Below are 18,994 nucleotides of genomic sequence, written 5' to 3' on the forward strand. Positions count from 1 at the left end.
TTGTTAAATTTGCAACCTATCAAGGTCATTAAAAATTACCTTTGATTAACTATTTTTTTATGAAAGAAGAAATAAATGCTTATAATAATGTTTTAGAGTTAATAGGTAACACCCCACTTATTAAGCTAAATAAAATCACCGAAGAGCTAGAAGGAAATTTCTACGCAAAGGTAGAAGCTTTTAATCCGGGTCATTCCTCAAAAGATAGAATCGCATTATATATTATTGAAGAAGCCGAGAAAAGAGGAATACTTTCTCCAGGAGATACCATAATCGAGACAACATCTGGTAATACAGGTTTTAGTTTAGCAATGGTAAGCATTATAAAAGGTTATAATTGTATATTGGCAGTAAGCTCAAAATCATCGAAAGATAAGATTGACATGCTAAGAAGTTTAGGAGCTAAGGTGTATGTTTGTCCCGCACACGTTTCTGCAGATGATGAAAGATCATATTATAACGTTGCAAAACGTTTGCATGAAGAAACAAAAGGTTCAGTTTACATCAATCAGTATTTTAACCAATTAAATATTGATGCCCACTATAACTCTACAGGTCCTGAAATTTGGGAACAGACAAAAGGACAAATTACCCATCTTGTTGCTTGCAGCGGAACCGGAGGAACAATCTCAGGAACTGCGAAATTCTTAAAAGAGCAAAATCCAAACATTAGAATTTTAGGAGTAGATGCTTTTGGTTCAGTATTGAAAAAATACCACGAAACAAAAGAATTCGATAAAAAGGAAATTTACCCTTATCGTATTGAAGGTTTGGGAAAAAACCTGATTCCATCTGCAACAGATTTTGATATCATCGACAAATTCATGAAAGTGACTGATGAGGAAAGTGCTCACTCTGCCAGAGAAATCACGAGAAAAGAAGGTTTGTTTGTTGGATACACATCCGGAGCAGTAATGCAGGCAATCAAACAATATGCAGAAGAAGGAGAGTTTACAAAAGACAGTAATATTATTGCTATTTTTCCAGATCACGGTTCTCGTTACATGAGTAAAGTATTTAGCGATGACTGGATGAACGAACAAGGATTTTTTGACAGCATTAATGAAGAAGAAGTTCAAAAAATTGAATTTGTAAAGTAAGTAAATAATTACTCAAAATATATAACTCCATTCGTACAGCGAATGGAGTTTTTTTTTAAGAAACGTTTTACAAATCTCTTATATTAATATGATAAAGTGTTAAAATTTTTCGGTTAAATGAGAATAATGTAGTTATATCTAACAAGTGTTTGGTAATGTTGAATTAAATTTATAGTTTTAACAAAATTTGTAAAACTATAAAGTAATTTAATTAAGAGTTGAAAATCATCAATTTTTATTATTTATAAAGTTATTTAGTACGTTCCAATTGAATTTAGTTAGATAATTATGATATAGTTTATTTACCGTTCAAACCCCTAACATCTACCCATATGAAGAAATTATTACTAACATTAATGTTTGTAAGTTTTTTAAATAGTAATGCGCAAAATCCTATTCAGGAATTCAAGTTCGACGGAACTTTGAAAAGTACCGATAATACCATTTCGTTTCTAGGAACTCCTGTTTTTGTAAATGACAGAATGGGAGCCGCTAAAAGTGCCCTCAGATTAACAAATAAAGGTTATGAAGTGGTAGTAGGTGATCTTCCGCAGGGGAATAAACCAAGATCATTATCGGTTTGGGTAAAATTTAATGCCATTACAGCACCAAATTATATTTTAGGTTATGGAGGAGGAGCAAATGCCCAATATTTCGGATTAGTACAGCAAGCTTCTGCAGGTGGAAATGCTGAGTTAAGTCTGACTGGCTGGGGAGCTGCAAATGATGTTGTAGTTTCTGTTCCGCTGGCAAAAGAAGTGTGGTATCATTATAGTATTACGTATGATGGGAATGCCTCAAAAATATATCGCAATGGAGAATTATTAAAATCTGTAGAAGGAATTTCACGATTAACCAAAGGATATATTTTAAGACTGGGAGAACTTAATACAACAGTCGGAATTAATGCAGATATAGACGATGTTAAAATATATTCTGTTGCAATGACAGACGAACAGGTTATGGAGTCATATAACAGCTCAAAACCAACAAATGCAGTCGTGGCATCTCAAAGTGCTACAGCTTCAAAAACAGTACAAAAAAGCGCTCCTGTTGAAACGAAAACTACAGCTCCGATAAAATTAGCATCTGCTGCTGCCGTTTCAACAACAGATACAAAAAATGCTTCTAAAATTGTTGAGGTTTTCTCGCAAGGAACAAAAGTAGTGGGAGCAAATGCCTCAAATATTGCTGATTTACCGGAAGGAACTTATTTATTGAAAGTAACCAATAATCCAAAAAAGTAACGAGATACTTAATTGTCTTTTTGTAAAAAAAAACAAAACGCCTTTTGAATTGTTCAAAAGGCGTTTTTTTATTAGTGTTTTTTCTGTTGTCCGGGTGCGTAATTCTTTGCACTTTGACTTCCAGACATTTTTTTCGCTTGACCCGGCGGTAGTTTTTTCGGACCACTGCTATGTACATGTGTACTACAGCTTATAACGCTAAGAACTACAAACAAAACTACCATGATAATTACGGCAAATTTTGTGTATTTTGATGTTTTCATAAAATATTTTTTTATTTTGGAATTACAAATATAGGAGGTTATATATTTTTCCTGAAATCCGAATGTCTATTTAGAGTGTATATAGACAGTCAAAACGTATTAGTTTTAAAAGTAAAAAAGCCTTCTGAATTTAATTTCAGAAGGCTTTTTTGATTAACATTATGTAATTGTTTTTAGCTTATAACGCTTAAAACTACAAACAATATTACCAGAATAATTACGGCAAATCTTGTGTATTTTGATGTTTGCATGACATTTATTTTTTAAAATTAGTTTACTTTCTGATTTGCGCAAATATAATAGTTTATTTGATTTATTTTGAGACTTTGAAATTAACTATCAAATATAAAATGCAAAATGAATGTTATTTCTTCCAACCTTTATAAAAATATTCTATATACTACAGTTATGCTAAACAGTATATTTGTATATTAATTATGTTAATGATAAAGAGTACATAGTTTAACTATCCTACTATACCAAATTCTATATCTTCTATCAGTGATCCCCAGAAATATCCAGTATCATTTTTTAGTAAATCCCGATCTATCTGTAACAATTCCATTTCTAAAAATTTAGCGTATTTTTTATGATTATAATTTTCTCTATAGTTACCAAACTTTCTTTTAGGAATATCGATTTTCCATAAAGTATCGTAAATATAAAGTTGTAGAACTAAATTCTTAAGAGATTTTGAAAGAAAAAGATTATTATCTCTCGTAATTTTTCTTGATTCTAAATTGAGAATTATATCACTATTATAAGATGTTTTTCCAATGATAATTTCTGATTTCGATAATAAAGAAATGTCATTTACAAATTGAAACTCTAAAATATCATTTGGAAGTCCAATATTGGAAATAATTAAATTATCTTCATTTGTCAATTCCTGGCTTAAATTAAAATCAACCGCTCTCTTTATCAAATTAGAACTAAAATATTCTATTATTTTATTTTCAAATATCATCTGAATTTATTTAAATTTATTAAAATCAACCGACCTTTGTTCGATAGATGATTGTCTTATTGCTTTTGCGACAGCATCGCTTCCTTTTCCAGGATAAGGATAACTATAACTTATTTCTACATTTGGTCCAACTTTATCCAAAACCATTTTCTTACAGCCTCCTTCGCCCAGACCACCACTTTCTAATTCACAAAGTTCTAGCTCTGAATATATCTTTTTGATATTTTTAGGCGAAATACTTTGTTTTTCTAAAGCTTCAATTGCTAATCTTTCTGAATGTCTTCCATTGCCATCAATAGTCGACTGAACTAGAGTTTTTAAATTCCCATTGTTATCCAGATATTCAAAGACAGCTATATTTCCATCATGCCATAGATTATTAGTTTTTCTGTAATTCATTGCCATTTTTCCTAAGTCATCAGTATCTAAAGGTAATTGGGTGACATTTTTAAATGTATTTATAGTGGTAGCCTTCCATTTTAAGTATCCACCTGCATTTGCAATTTCATCTAAACTTTTTGAAACTAATTTTATCTCTTCAATGTTAGTTCTCAGACTAGGAGATTCCTTATTTAGAATATGCCATGCTTTAAAATTGTTGGGCTCCTTGATAAGAGTTTTGAATTCAGAAGTAGAAGCAGTTAAGTCATTTGCAAATGTAAAGACAGGACATTCAGTAATTTGGGCACTTAAATTTAAGCATCCTAATAGGATTAAATAAAAAAAGATTTGTTTTATTATAAGTTTCATTTAATTTATTTTAAAATAAGTACTTGTAAATTGGTTATCTGTTTTTTGAAGTAGTTCCATTTCTACTTGATTCGTATTATAATCCTGACCTCTATAAATCCACCTGAAAATATTTGGATAAAGTAGTTCATCGACAATACTTTTCTTCTCTATGATTTTTTCTTCTATTAAATCATATACAAAACATAAATTAGAAAATGCCTGAATAATTTGAATTTGGGTTGAATTAATTAAATAAGCCCATTCAATATCAATGTTACTTTCAAATTTTATTTTTTTGTTTTCCAGAGTTAACAGATCTGTTAAAACCAAACTTCTTTTATTAATCAATAAATGTTTCTCAGGATAGAAAAAACTTCCTATAAGATTATCTACAGTTGTATTTCCATTCTCTCTAAAATATACTTTTAAACTTTTTTTTGTATAATCTAAAATATTGATTAAGAGAAAATCGATACACGGAATAAAAGCAAAATTTTTAGTTGGATGCTCTATTTCAATTTTTTCATTAACCACACATTGAATTGTTTTTGTTGAAAATAGTTCTTCAGTTTTATCAACGCCATCAATCAACACCGAGTAATATACAAGCTCATGTCCTCTATTTGGCTCTTCCCATCCCATATACCTTAACTCAACTCTTTTATTTATAGTTTTAAATAAACTTAAATATTCAATTTGCTTTATTTGTATCATATTTACTCGCAGAAGGCTTTTTTATTATCCGTAAATATCTTCCAGGCGTCAATACCATTTTCAGGATTTTGACTTATTGTTTTCATTAAAGTAGAATTGTTTTTTAAATCTTGCATTAATGTTTTTACTTCTGCTTCTGACAAATTTAATGATTTATTTTTGGTAATAATTTTGCTTGCAACCTCATCTGTAAAACCTAAGCCTTTTAATTCACTCAAAGCATTTGCACTGCCTGTTACAGCTTTAGATATTGTCCTTCCTTTTCCAACCCAAGCAGCATATTTTCCACTTGGAGATTCTAATACCTCTATTTCTACAGTGCCTTCTTTAGCTAATTGTGACCATGTTTTTGGGCGCCCACTCACAGGATCTAGATCTTTAATAATAAAACGAGTCTGTTCTGCTTTACCAACTTTACCAAACCAAGGAATTGCCAGGTTAGTTTCAATTTCAAATTTAGAAGGATCTTTTATTGTTATTTTATAGTAGAAATCATATTGGTATCTTTCCATGTTTAAAGCCCTACTGTCAAAATCGTATGGTTTTCCTTTAAGCATTGGACTCGTGTAGGTTCCTCCTAAATTTGGAGTTCCGTCTGCAAGATCTCCAAATGATCCTCCATATCTGTCAAATACTTCATTTTCATTTGGAATTCTTTTGGCTAATGGACCATATCCACCGTTTGCAGGCGGCCATAATGCATTACTTTCAGAATCAAAATTTATTTTATATTCTTTTGCCAGAGACTCAAGCTTATCCCATTTACTTTGTTTGTAATCATTCCAATATTCACCCCTAACATTACTTGATATTTTTTCAAGATGTAATTCTTTTAAATAATTTGAATTGAATGATTTTTCATAAGCTTTTTGATTAACGAAAAATTCGTTATTAACTTTTGCTTTATTTGGATACCACCATTCTTTAAATTTAGCTATGTCAGTCGAATAATTTTTAACATCCTGAACTTTTGAATTTTTCCATAATGTTTTAAAAGCCGTATAATCATCTTCAAATCTTACAATATCATCCAGTTCCCTTAAAACATCATCACTAGCATTGGCAAAATCTTCTAAAAATTTAGGTTTTAAATCTCCTAATACATTTACTTCATTTTTTAATGTTAGTAATGATGGAGACTCTAATCGTGAAGCTAACGTTGCAGATCCTAGTAATTTTGGAGTTACATAAATTGTTCCTTTGTTTAGATCTTTTACTATTTCTATTGTTCCATTAACCGTTAATCCAGCTTTATCTACATATGAAATTTTATTAAAAGTACTGATTAGTGTTACATCTTTTGCCAATATTTCAACCGGTTGCCAAGAGGTGATATTACTTAAATTAACAATATTTTGAGAGATACTAACATCTGCAATTTTTGTACTTGCTGTAATGCCATTATTTAGGAATAAAGCAGAATTATCTACACTAATATCAATAACTGAAGAAAGGCTCTTGTCGATGTTTTGGCATTTTATTCTTGCTTCAACAATCAAATCATACATTTTTTTCGAAACTCTGATTTCATCCGGACTAAGAGTTCCCCCTTTTATCCCTGTAGATAAGGTTTCTAATAAATTATCAATTGCATTTAAATGAGCTAGTCTTTCCGTTTCATTTAACGTTTCAAAATCACTTACAAAATTCTTTATATTATTGCGTATTATTTTTACAGCTTGAATGTGTCCCGCTTCTTTTACGGTGAATTGAAAAATTCCTCTTCCTAAACTTGATAATCCTGCAACCGCTTTTGGTAAATTATATATTCCATAGATAGCATCCCAATAAGCATTGTATTTAGGGCTTATTGCATCTGGATTATTATAGTTTGTAACGGTTATTAATATATCTGCTGAAACCATTGTTAGTTCTAAAGCAAGCAACGATCCGCCGCTTGTAAAAGGTGCTAAAGCTATAGCAACACCGTCTGCTATTAATCTAAATACTATTGCATCGTTATGATCTTCTACTGCATTTGCAATCCAGTAGGCATAAATTGCGGGAACAGCAAATAACCCTTTTTTGAAATCTCTGCCATCAACTTTAAAATCTTTCGGAATTTCCAGAACTACATACTCATAAGGATAAAGTGTAAAAAGATGATGTACAGGATTTTTTGGATCTTTTGAATTTATAACCTGATAACTACAATTGAACAGAATTTTGTTATAGTCAGTCAAAGACTTAGTAACAATTAAATTGTATTCTAATACGGCTCCATCATTTGAAACAACATTAAATATTCCTTTATCATAAAACATAAAATAAGGTTCTTTTCTTATTTCTGTTAAAGGCGGAATTGTATTATATTTATTTCTAACTTCTAAAGCTAAATTATTAGCATAATTATTATCAATCTTTTTGTATTCTAATGTTTTGTAAAGAATATCCTGAACGAAATATTTTCTCTCTTTTCCATCTAGAACTCCATAGATGTCCCATAATAACTTATAACTATTGTTGTCTAATTCTGCCGTAATTGTCTGAACAGCTTTTTCGTGAATGAAAAGATTTAAAAGTATTTCTTCAGATTTATCAAAAGCTGAATTTTTGCTCATTGCATCTTGTATAAGAGCCATTCTTTTGGTATATGATATGTTTCTCCAGAAAACAGGAATCATTTTAAATTTATCACTTACGGTATGATTTGTTATATATTCATAATAATAACTTTCATCAAATCCTGTAACAGCTTCTGGTACCAAATTTTTGAGAAATTTGTATGCTTCCGTTTTATCTGCTGGAATTAGCGTTTCAAGGTTAGTGCTATTCACAGAGAACATTGCCATTAAACCCTGATAAAAAGAAGTATAATTTTTAGTATCGTAAGGATTTATAGAATGGTCATTTAAGTGTTTGTTTAGATTGATAATTATCTCGTGATTGTTTAGAGAAATTAAATCATAGAAATTAGTCAGATTTCCAGAATCTATTGCTACCATAACTCTAAGAATAGCAATTTCCTGATCATTTTTTATTTCAGTTGATAAACTTAATTGTGTAAACGCTTTCTTTAAATTATCCCAGCCAGCTTCTCTTAATGCAGCAATACAAACATGTTCTTTAACTATTAAGTTAACTAATTCAGTATTTGTGAATGTTTTTTTATCAAATAAAGTTTTTAACTTTTTTTTATCTGCAGCAACAATATCAGGCTGACATTTATTTTTATCATTGCTAATTAAATCTGCTATAGAATTTATAACACTACAAGTAGGGTCAGGTGCATATAATGGTAATGTGATAAAAGTATTGTCTTTTGCTAAGAATTTTTTAATCTCCTCAATTACAATATCCGTGGTGGAATTTTTAGGTTTTGTCCAGTTAAGAATATCTTTATAACTATAAGTACATTTATCATTAGAAATTTTAATGACTGCTTTACCGCTGCTGCTTATACTAACCGGGTAAGGCATTTTATCGCCTATATTATTAACACGAGTATAATCAGGATCTTTATATGATAGTTCATAAATGACTTCATTATCAACTACTTTACCATTAAAAGACGCCAAAAGTTTTTTAGTATCTATTTGATAGATATTAAATCCGGTTATCAGATAAGGTGTATTTTGAGAAACTTTTCCAACTAATTTATTTCCACTGGCTTCTTCGTTTTCAGTTACCTTAAATATATTCCCTAACAAGTCAAGTTCATTAGCATCACGATTTTCCCCATCACTATCCCCCTGAATAAACGGATATAACTGCAATCCTGGCGCATGAAGAACCTGCCAGTCGTTATGGCTTAATTCAATGCCTGTTCCGTAATCCATTAAAAGATCAGTTGTTGTAGCGGTGCTATATTCTGTAAAAGGATGTTGCAAGCCAAAAACACCGTGACCTAATTCGTGCGCTAATGTGCGAACAGTATTTGTTTGGTTGAAAATAAAGCCATATTGACGCTTTAATGGCATAAAGCCTAATATGTTTGATTTGCTTGATGGAGCGCCAGTATAAATTACATAATAGGTTTCTTTTTTATAATCTGTACCTAATTGTGTTTTTAAGTTTGCGGTTATCTGCTGTTGTTCGGCAGTATAGGTATTTAGTAAATCGCTATCACTGGTGTCAATATTATCTCCCCAAGTATTAGATAATGTTACATTTTTAGTATTAACTTCAAAAGTTATTCCTGCAGTCTGATAAATTGCGTTTAACTGGTTTTGAGCATCGCTTGGTATTTTAGCACCATTCACACTTACCAAGGTTACATTAACTTTTTTATTCGTTAAATGCCACAAATCCATTGTACCAGCTATATCATATTTCCCAGACGCTTCTTTAGGATCTTTTGGAGCTGCGGGTTTTACTGTTGCAATGATTGTTTCTTTAGCAAAGTCTAAAGTTTTTTTCAGTGTAAGTGTAGCAACATTATCTTTCCATACAATCTGAGTACTATCTATAGCAGTACCATTTTGCGTTTTAAAGACAAGATCTTTTTTTGTTTTTCCGTTTTTGAAATCAACAGTTGCCACTACAACATCAGTCGATTTTGGACTGTCTGAAATAGCTTTGTAATTTACTTTGTAAGTACCACCGCTTTTTTGAGGAATAGTTTGATACGTTTTATTTAGAGTACCATTTTCGGCTGTTGGCGCGCTATCAAAAGCGTAAGTTCCGTTTCCTTTAGAGAAAATTACATTTACATCTGCAGAAGAAATCTCGGTCACATCACCTCCAGATCCCATTCCGTTTGTGTTTTTAGAAGTCGGAATTCCGCCTGGAGCCAATTGCCCGGTTTTTTCAATTTTACCGGCTTCAGCATTCGCAGGAACCGCAAATTGTTTTCCGTCTTTATCTGTAATGATAATATCATTTACTGTTTTTTCTATAACAGAAACTACTCCTGTAGTACTTGTTACAGTTATACTTCCATCTGGATTTTTTACAACAGTATCTATAGATAAATCATATTGATGATTGACAACATTTCCTGCATCTCCAAATGCATCGTTTATAACACCATCTAAATCTCCTACACCGCTCCATGTAGGATCATAACTAGCCACAATCTCCCCGGAAATCAATTTAAAATCAGTATTTACGCCAATATTATTGAACGTAATTCTGATGCGGGAGAATTTACCAATATCAATTTTTTCACCGCCAAGAGCATCGGCAGCGTCAATAAGTTTTCTGAATTTTTCTAAGAAAGGAAGGGTTACGTAACCATCTCCTGTAAAATTTCCATTGCTTCCGGAAGCATGTAATACTACGATAGGAAAATCACCCGCTGTTACAACATCATTAGGAAAAAGACTAGGTAACGGATTTTTATTGGCTAAATCTTTCGGGTCTGGTTTTATACCACAACCTGCAAAAGCAATTTCATCTTGTGCAAGTGTCGTAAATTCGTGAATTGTACTGTGGGTATATTTTCCAATATCACAAGAAGAGCCAACAGTATATTCGTAAGTAGCATTCGGTTTTAAATTACTAATCGTAATCGTTTCTCTTGGTGTACCCAGTTTATACCACTCTGATCCGGCATTTTTTTCGCGATAATTAACCTGGTAATCATAATTATCAATGCTGCCACTCCAGGTTACTTTTGCCTGATCCTGACTTACGCCGCTTGTAGCTATAGACAATGGCGCGGTACAAAATACTTCGTAAGTAAAGGAGAAAATTTCGCTGTAACCGTTATTTTTAAAGACACCAATTTCTTCGGCTCCTAAAATGGCTTTGGCTTTTATTCGCCAGGCATATTTTTTTCCGGGTATAAGCTGTGGTTCGGTAATTCCGTATTGTAAAGTCGTATTTCTGGTTGTTGTTGTATATAGTGGAGGAGAATAGGCAAATGCATTTTGAACCGGAGTATAATTATCCCAAATTTCGACCAATGAAAACTCATATTCTACATTGCTGACATTAATGCTTCTTGGCGTCCAGCTAAAAACTATATTCTGAATATTTTGCTGCATTATAGAAGAACCATTCAAAGGAAGATTCAGAAATGGTGGTTCATTTTGAAAAATAATAGCAGTTACAGCCGTTTTTTTAGACAATTTTTTATTGGTAGCAAAATCATATACTTCTACAGAAATATTATAAACGCCTTCTGGTAAAGGTTGTGCATATTGGTTTGGATTAACTCCCAATATATTCTGATATTCAAAATAAGGAGCTAAATCAACATTAGTTAATTGTAGCGGAAAACCTCCTTCAAGATATAATGGTCGCGCGCCTACAACAAAATCATTGCTGGAGAATGAAATCGAATTTCCCTGAAAGTATATTTTCAACCGTACTTGTCGGTTCGATATTGTCAAATCATTTAAAACCAGCTGCAATTTTATCGGACTATTTATGGTCGTTGCATCGGCATAATTACTCAGATAAATAGGAGAGGGCTGTAAAACCTGTGTGCTTATGGTAACAGGAAATGTTTGTGCATTACTGTTAAATCCTATAAGAGCACATACAAAAAATACAAGTAGGTGTAGTTTTTTAAGCATTTTAGGTAATTGAGGTTTATCCATTATTTTTTGGTATTATATCTTGTTTAGGTCTTTCGACTTTAGTTTTTTCAGGGCTTATTTTTGAATATGTTTTAAATCAAGTTCATCTGTCGTAGCATTTTTTACTGCTAAATCATGATAAAACGGAATCATTTTTAATTCGATGGCATCTACAATTTCTGTCGATGTTTTTTTGTCTTTTATTAATTTAAAAACTGCTTCAATTTCCTGTTTACTAAATTCAGCTGCATATTGATTTTGCTGAATTTCGGCAGCAGGTATCTTGGCTAAAGCCGAAATCTCCTTCATCATCCATCTGTGGTGCATCAATTGATCGCGACTATTATCACCTCTTTCAACTAGTCTCAAATACGATTTATAAGCGGTTTTATCTGTTATTTCTGCTTCGGTTTTACCATTTAAAGGATGACTGTTTACTCTTCCAATAGCAATTACATAAGCATTTTCAAGACTTTCATCTTTGATAGAAATTTCTTTTTCAAGTTTTTGAGAAGCTTGAGATAAATAATCATTGTATTTGCTTAAAGTTTCAGCTTCAGTATTATAAGCCTCTAAATAATCCAATACTTTATCTTTAAATTGCTTTTCGTCGGGAGTTAACGTTGCTAATGTTAGCAAATGCTCCAGATTGTTATTTTCTTCAGTCGGTAAAGGATGTAAAGCCGTTTGCATGTCTTTTAACTGAGTCGTAATTTCATCACGCGTGCCTTCAAATATTTTTCCACCGAAATTTATTTTCAGAGTTGGATCTGATTTTAAATTTAAATCTCCTTCAGTTCTTGGCTCTCTTTTAGGTCGTAGTTTTATCTTATCGAAAGAATAAGCATAAGTTAAAGTACCCGTTAAATCATTATTTTTTCGGGTTGAAGAACCAGTTGAGGAATTGCTGAACAATGAAATAATTCCCATATTGAAATTATGTTTCTGCAGATAAATATAAGAACCATTCACTCTCAAATTGATAATATCATTTTGCTTGTCTCCGTTGTTATAACTTGTGTTATAGCTTGTTGAGGCTGAGGTTGTGAATTTCTTATCAAAAAACAATTTTGTTGCGCCAATTGTTGGACCAATAATAAAACTTTTGCCAGCGTCTGTTTTACCGTAAGTATTATTTATAGAAGCATTAATATTTAAATCTTTTTCGGGATATCCAATACTATAAGAAAGACCGGAATTATAATAAGTGCTTGCACCGCCGGCTATTGTTTTTCCTTGTTGTTGATTTACTGCATCCTGCATGGAAAAATTTGCATTTATTGACTTTTTGATACGTTTGTCACTTCTTAACAAATAATTTATGGCAAGGGAAGCATTTTGATTTACCTGTCTAAAATTTAAGGTATCCAGGTAATCAAAATCAGAAACCTGATTAATGTAATCAAACTGATTTCTACTGTTTGTGTAGGATTGGAAATTGGAATAATTTAAATTAAAATTCAGTTTTTCAGTAGCACGATAATCAATTGTCAAGGCAGAAACCAAACGTTTCATCTGGCTTTCTTTTTGCTTGTCTAAATTATCTTTTTGAAGTCCTAAATTGACAGCAACAGAAACTTTGTCTTTATATAAATTTTGTGTTGCATTTACGGTAATATTTTCTAAATCGTTATTGAAATAATAACCACCCAATGTTCTGTAATTAGGATCAATTCGTTCGTAACCCAATCCTAAAGTCCCTTTTCCGGCAGGATAAACCAATTGACCTTTAAAAGCATTATAACTCGCAGTAGTATTGTTTGGACTTAAAAATAAAGCTGCAACACCTTTTGCTTTTGTACCTTCAATTGTTCTGGTATCTTCTGTAATACTGCTGTTTGCAAACTCTGTAAAAACCTGTAATTTCTGAAAAAGTTTAAAATTGGTTTCAAAACTTACCGCTGCGTTTTCCTTTGGAGAAACGCCTAATTCGACCGGTACGGGATTTGAAATGGAGTTTATTTCGTCTTTTGCCTTAAAAAATATAAGACCAAAAGTGACATTATCTAAAGCATAATTTGTTTTAAATCCGTAACCAAACCTTTTGTATGTTGGTAAAATATCCGGATAAGCAGTATTGTATTCACTGTTTTTTAATAAACGGCCATACATCGCGCTAACTTTAAATTTTCCTTGTGGAGTAAGATCAATTCCAAAACCGGAAAATTGATGTCCGCTTAATGTATAAGGAGAAAAAGTCATACTAACATCTCCAATATGAGCCGTAATCCATTTATAGGAAGGATGAATACTTAAACGATTCATAAGCACAGGCTTTTCATATCCAAATTTTTGATTGGTGTATGAAAACGATAATGGAATATTATATAATCCGGCTATGTTAAAATTAATATTTCCGTTAAGGAAATAGCTAAATGGTTCTCTGGCGGCATTTCCTGAATAGAATATACTATTTGCCGATGCACCTCCGGATACGTTTATCAATTTAGCTTTTGCTACTTCCTGAACATTAAAGTTTTGAGCAAAACTTAGTGCACTTATAAAAAGTAATATAATATTAAATTTAAATCTTTTTAAAATCATCTTTTTTATTGTGGAAAACCCAGTCAGCAGTTTTAATTTATACTGATTGATTTTCATTATTTAATGGACATCTACTCTGAAAAAACACAAATTATTTGATGATTATTTTTCTTAATTTATTGCCTTGCTGAGACTCAAATAACACAAAATAAATTCCGGAAGGAAGACCGTTTAAACTAAAATTAAAAGAGTATTTATCTTTGCCTTCTTCGTATTTGGAATCTATTACCTGATTGTTACTTAAATTGTAAATTTTGATGTGAGCCGGCATCACTTTGTCTAATGTTACGTCAACGGTAAAATGGCCATCTGATGGATTTGGAAATATTGTCAGATCAAATTTCTTCTGTAAATCTGTTTCATCTGGATCTTCATATTCTCCTTCGGTAACAATTACAGTTTTGGTTTGCGTTGCGACACAATTTCCTTTTTTAGTAATCAAGGTAATATCATGTTCACCAATTGAATTAAAGCTTATTTCTGCATAATCTTTGTCTTTAGAAACTATAGTCGCACTTGCTGGTAATATCCATTCTACATCATCCGGAATAGGATTACTAATATCTACAACAATAATTTTTTCATTTAGAAAAGCCTGCGATGAAACAGCAAATTCAGCACTAATAGCAGTGTTTTGACTAGATATTTGAATAGAATCTGTTGCTTCACAACCTAATTTATTGGTAACAACAACGGTATAAACTGCAGGTTCTGAAACAGTAATCATAGCATTGCTGCTTTTAAAACCTTTATCAGATGTCCAGGAATAAGTTGCTTTATCATCATTGATTGTTGCGTTGATCGTTAAAGTCTGATCAAAACACAAAGTAACATCTTTGCCAAGATCGATAACATCTTTTGGTGGATTTGCAATTGTATATGTTCGTGAAATAATACAGCCTTTAGAATCTGTGATTTCAACAGAATAAGTTCCGGCCTTAGCATTGCTTAAAATATTTGATGTTTCTCCTGTATTCCATAAATAAGTATAAGGAGCGATTCCTGCAATTGTTGTTACAGTAATCGTAGCATCTGAACCTGCATAACAAGTAGGTATTTTTATATTTTCTGAGGCATCTAAATGAGCTGGAGCTACAATATTTATAGATTTAGTAATAGTACATCCATTTTTATCTGTTATAACTAAAGAATAATTACCGGGAATAACTGCGGTTAAATTTGGTGTTTTCTCACCCGTATTCCATAAATACGTATACGGTGCAGTACCTCCGGAAACTGCAGAGGTTATCGTCCAGTCGTTTCCATCACCACAACGAACATATTCTGACGAAAGTGAATTGTTTAAGGCAGTTGGTTCATTGATTGTTATGTTTTCACTTTTAATAGATTTATTAAAAGAATCTGTTGCAATAACGTAATATGTTCCTGCTTTTGCATTTAATAAAGTTTCGTCTGTTCCCACAACAATTGCAGGATCGTTTACATTATACCATTTATAATAGTAACCAGGAAGTCCGCCAGAAGTAAGTGCTTTAATACTTGCTGTAGCTTCACCATAACATTTTACAGTATTGATCTGAACCACTTCTATAAACAATGGATCAACTTTATCCAAATCTCTTTCTATAATGGTACAGCCTTTTGCATCTGTTATACTGATAAAATATTGACCAGCATAAATATTATAAATACTCGTATTTGAACTTTGATTATTATCCGTAAAAATTACATTTTTGTTTTGGTCAAGCCAATTAAAATTATAATTTGGAGTTCCTCCCTGAACCGTTACTGCAATACTTGCATCGTCTACACCTACAGCTGATGGCGGAGTTTTAACGACACTTTTAATAGCTAAAATTTCAGGTTCTGTTATGATAAAACTTTGGGTAGCTGAACAGTTATTTTCATCTCTCACGGTTACGGAATAACTTCCTGCAAATAAATTATCGATCACATTCGGATTTGCTCCTGAAGGTACACTCCATGAAATGGTATGTAATCCTGTACCTCCGGTTGTTGTAACTTCAATTCGTCCGTCATGACCATTTTTACACGAAACATTAGTTTGCGTAAAATTGATTTTTACCGGAGTAGGTTCGCTTATCGTTACTTTATTTGAAGTGTAACTATTTCCAAATCCGTCAGAAACTTCTAAGAAATAGTTTCCGGCGATTAATGCTTCTGAAGAGTTTGTTGCTGATACCGTTATAGCAGGATCAAGTTCATTGTACCATCTGTAAATATAATTTTTATCGGCATCCGGAACTCCAATTGGTGCTCCACCGGTAATTGTTGCTTTTAAAACACCTTGTTTATATCCAAAACATTTTATTGACTCGGTTTCTGTAATTCCTGTAATTAAGAGCTTGTCAGGCTGAATTAAAGAATACTCTTTAACAATAGTACAATTATTACTATCGGTAACGGTCAATTCATAAGTACCAATGGCTAATTGATCTAATAATTTTGTATTTCCAATAATGGCTGGAGAACCCTTTACTCTCCATGCATATGTATAATTAACGGTTCCGCCCGATATCGAAACTTCAATACTACCGTTTTTAGTTTCAAAACCACTTAAGTTTTTAACTTCGATATCAGTAATTGCTAATGGGGCAGTAGGTTGTGCTATGAGGATATTTGAAAGTGTTGTTTCGCAATTGTTTTTGTCTTTAATTACAACACTATATGTTCCTGAAGTTAAATTGTTTATTAAATCTTCAGTTGTAGCATATACGGTTTGTTGAGCATCTTTTTTCCATGCAAATGTATAAGGCAATGTTCCTCCGGTTACCTTAATATCGATTGTACCGGTTTGATTTCCATAACATAAAACATCAACTTTATTGGCAAGCGAAACAATTAATTTATCAGGTTGAATTAAATCTAATTCAGCCGATTCTTTCGTAGCACCAACATTGTCTTTAACGACAACTTTGTATTTACCAAATCCCAAGCCATCCATAAAATTTTGATTGGCACCTGTAATTTTTACATTGTTCTTGTACCATTCATAGGTATAATTTGGTACACCACCTTGTACTGTAGAGATAATTTTACCATTAAAATCTCCATTACAAAGAATGGATATTGATTCTGTTAAGGAAGTTTCTAATAAAGGATTTTGATTAATAATAAAAGTCTGCGTTGCTGTACATGATTTATTATCAGTTACTAATAATGTATAAGAACCAGCTTTTATTCCGGTAATATCTTTTGTATTACTTGTAAAAGATGGATAAGTAATTGATGACCAATTGTAAATATAACCGCCATTTCCACCAGTTACATTTCCTAGAATAATCTGGCCGGTACTTTCACCAAAAATCGCTACGTGTGTAATTGTTGCTGGTGGAATGTTTATTATTGAAGGCTCTGTAATTATAATATTATTTAAAAAAGCCTGACAGCCATTAGCATCAGTAACTGTAAGTGAATATGTTCCTGCAGTTAAATTAGTTAGATTTTGCTGTGTACTTCCGTTGCTCCATAAAAATTGATAACCGGCTCCAATAGTTCCTCCTGAAACTGAAACCGAAATTTTACCGTCATTTCCGTTTTTACAAGATACATTTTGCTGCAATATATTTGATACAGATAAAACCGCTCCTGGTTCAATAATTATGTAAGTAGCTTCTACCATGTCATAATCATCACGCACTTCGACACGATAAGTTCCAGCTGTTATTCCATTTATAGCAGAATTTGTTTGTCCTTGAATTTCTGATCCATTTTTAAACCACGTGTAATTATAATTTGATGTCACAGTACCACCAACTCCTTTTACAGTTAATGAACCAGTAGCAGCACCAAAACATTTAACGTTAGTCTTTTGTACAAACTCAAGATCTAAAGCTTCTAATTTTACTTTTATGGTAGGAAAAGGACAGCCTGAAGATGACTTTACATCGATATTATAAGTACCGTTTCCTAAATCTGTTCTTTGACTCACATTTGAAGATAAGAATGTAGGATCACCATCTTTTGACCACTGATAAGTGTATGTACTAGCTCCACCATCCAGAATTCCGCCTGTTGCATTTAATTTGATTTCACCATTATTGTTTGTTAGTGTTGGTTGTTTAGAGGTATATGTTACATCTAAATCAAGGTCAGGCTCAATTACAGTAACTGATATTGTCGCAGTTGAGCACCCAACTACCAAATCATCAGTTATTGTATATTTATAAGTTCCTGCAGTTAATCCTGTGCGCTCAAAAGATTTTATTGCAGCATTATCATTCCATACTATCGAATATGTTGTACCTGGTGTCCCTCCTGAAGGTATTAATTTAATGGATCCTGTTGAACCTCCTTTACAGCTAATTGGTGTAACGACCTCAGCAACTTTTATTTGAGGATTTTGTGTTAGTTCTTTTACGTCTTTTGCAATAGTACCATTTTGGTTGTCTATTGCATTTACCATGTAATAACCTGCTTTTACAAGGGGTAATTGCGATCCTAAGCCACTAACAGGTGTTGGATTATCACCATTTATATTATCACATTTATACCAAGTGTAGGTGTAATTTGCTGATCCACCATAAGGATAACCACCTTTAGCCTGAGCCGATAAACTACCATTCCCTCCAAAACAAGAAATTTGGGTTGGTTGATTAATAGCAACTTCAATTAAATCGGGTTGATATACAGTAAAGTCTTTTTCTAAATAACAGCCTTTAGAGTCCGTTACTCTAACCCTGTATGTCCCTGCACTAACAGCATTTACATTTACAGGTTGTGGCGGATTAGTAAGATTAGACCAGCTGATCGTATATCCTGGAGTTCCTCCTGAAATAGTATTCAGGGAAATAATTCCATCAGATAATCCTACTCCTGTTACATTTGAAACAGTACCTGTAATAGGATTTAATACTGGTGGATTTATTATTTTAACTGACTTTGCTCCATTAATATCAACTTGTTGAGAATAACCAAATAGACTCACAAAGAACAATAACAATAAGTAATATTTTTTCATAATTATGTTTGAATATTC

9 protein-coding genes are annotated in these 18,994 nt (G+C 32.2%); 2 read left to right on the plus strand and 7 right to left on the minus strand.

Annotated elements, in window-relative coordinates:
• Positions 1-59 precede the first annotated feature (59 nt).
• Both capA and AC3QL1_RS12600 read left to right on the plus strand, forming a co-directional pair.
• Positions 60-1,100 (plus strand): cysteate synthase, encoded by a 1,041-nt coding sequence (capA, locus tag AC3QL1_RS12595; protein WP_492491801.1) that lies wholly within the window; start codon positions 60-62, stop codon positions 1,098-1,100.
• Positions 1,101-1,432: 332 nt separating this feature from the next.
• A complete protein-coding gene (locus AC3QL1_RS12600) occupies positions 1,433-2,347 on the plus strand; it encodes a LamG domain-containing protein (RefSeq protein WP_492491803.1) in 915 nt (304 codons plus the stop codon).
• Between the two features lie 71 nt (positions 2,348-2,418).
• Here the strand turns inward: AC3QL1_RS12600 and AC3QL1_RS12605 are convergent, their stop codons facing one another.
• From AC3QL1_RS12605 to AC3QL1_RS12635, 7 genes are all read right to left on the minus strand, one after another.
• A complete protein-coding gene (locus AC3QL1_RS12605; RefSeq protein ID WP_492491805.1) occupies positions 2,419-2,610 on the minus strand; it encodes a hypothetical protein in 192 nt (63 codons plus the stop codon).
• Between the two features lie 466 nt (positions 2,611-3,076).
• Positions 3,077-3,577: a hypothetical protein gene (locus AC3QL1_RS12610; protein WP_492491807.1), complete on the minus strand. Its 501-nt coding sequence runs from the start codon at positions 3,575-3,577 to the stop codon at positions 3,077-3,079.
• 6 nt (positions 3,578-3,583) lie between these two features.
• Complete coding sequence (locus AC3QL1_RS12615; protein ID WP_492491809.1) at positions 3,584-4,327, minus strand: nucleic acid/nucleotide deaminase domain-containing protein; 744 nt, start codon at positions 4,325-4,327, stop codon at positions 3,584-3,586.
• Entirely contained in the window at positions 4,328-5,023 is a 696-nt protein-coding gene (locus tag AC3QL1_RS12620; RefSeq protein WP_492491811.1) for a hypothetical protein, read from the minus strand. It lies immediately after the preceding gene.
• A gap of 2 nt (positions 5,024-5,025) precedes the next feature.
• Positions 5,026-11,511, minus strand: coding sequence for a fibronectin type III domain-containing protein (locus AC3QL1_RS12625; protein ID WP_492491813.1), 6,486 nt, complete (start codon positions 11,509-11,511; stop codon positions 5,026-5,028).
• 54 nt (positions 11,512-11,565) lie between these two features.
• Positions 11,566-14,034, minus strand: coding sequence for a TonB-dependent receptor (locus AC3QL1_RS12630; RefSeq protein ID WP_492491814.1), 2,469 nt, complete (start codon positions 14,032-14,034; stop codon positions 11,566-11,568).
• 91 nt (positions 14,035-14,125) lie between these two features.
• Entirely contained in the window at positions 14,126-18,976 is a 4,851-nt protein-coding gene (locus AC3QL1_RS12635; RefSeq protein WP_492491815.1) for a T9SS type A sorting domain-containing protein, read from the minus strand.
• Positions 18,977-18,994 lie beyond the last annotated feature (18 nt).

It is taken from the genome of Flavobacterium sp. GW823-FHT04A11 (assembly GCF_058796535.1).

What these genes read in the sequence shown, in the direction of transcription:
- capA (WP_492491801.1), top strand. Translation starts at nt 60, where the DNA reads ATGAAAGAAGAAATAAATGCTTATAATAATGTTTTAGAGTTAATAGGT.
- AC3QL1_RS12600 (WP_492491803.1), top strand. Translation starts at nt 1,433, where the DNA reads ATGAAGAAATTATTACTAACATTAATGTTTGTAAGTTTTTTAAATAGT.
- AC3QL1_RS12605 (WP_492491805.1), bottom strand. Translation starts at nt 2,610, where the DNA reads ATGAAAACATCAAAATACACAAAATTTGCCGTAATTATCATGGTAGTT.
- AC3QL1_RS12610 (WP_492491807.1), bottom strand. Translation starts at nt 3,577, where the DNA reads ATGATATTTGAAAATAAAATAATAGAATATTTTAGTTCTAATTTGATA.
- AC3QL1_RS12615 (WP_492491809.1), bottom strand. Translation starts at nt 4,327, where the DNA reads ATGAAACTTATAATAAAACAAATCTTTTTTTATTTAATCCTATTAGGA.
- AC3QL1_RS12620 (WP_492491811.1), bottom strand. Translation starts at nt 5,023, where the DNA reads ATGATACAAATAAAGCAAATTGAATATTTAAGTTTATTTAAAACTATA.
- AC3QL1_RS12625 (WP_492491813.1), bottom strand. Translation starts at nt 11,511, where the DNA reads ATGGATAAACCTCAATTACCTAAAATGCTTAAAAAACTACACCTACTT.
- AC3QL1_RS12630 (WP_492491814.1), bottom strand. Translation starts at nt 14,034, where the DNA reads ATGATTTTAAAAAGATTTAAATTTAATATTATATTACTTTTTATAAGT.
- AC3QL1_RS12635 (WP_492491815.1), bottom strand. Translation starts at nt 18,976, where the DNA reads ATGAAAAAATATTACTTATTGTTATTGTTCTTTGTGAGTCTATTTGGT.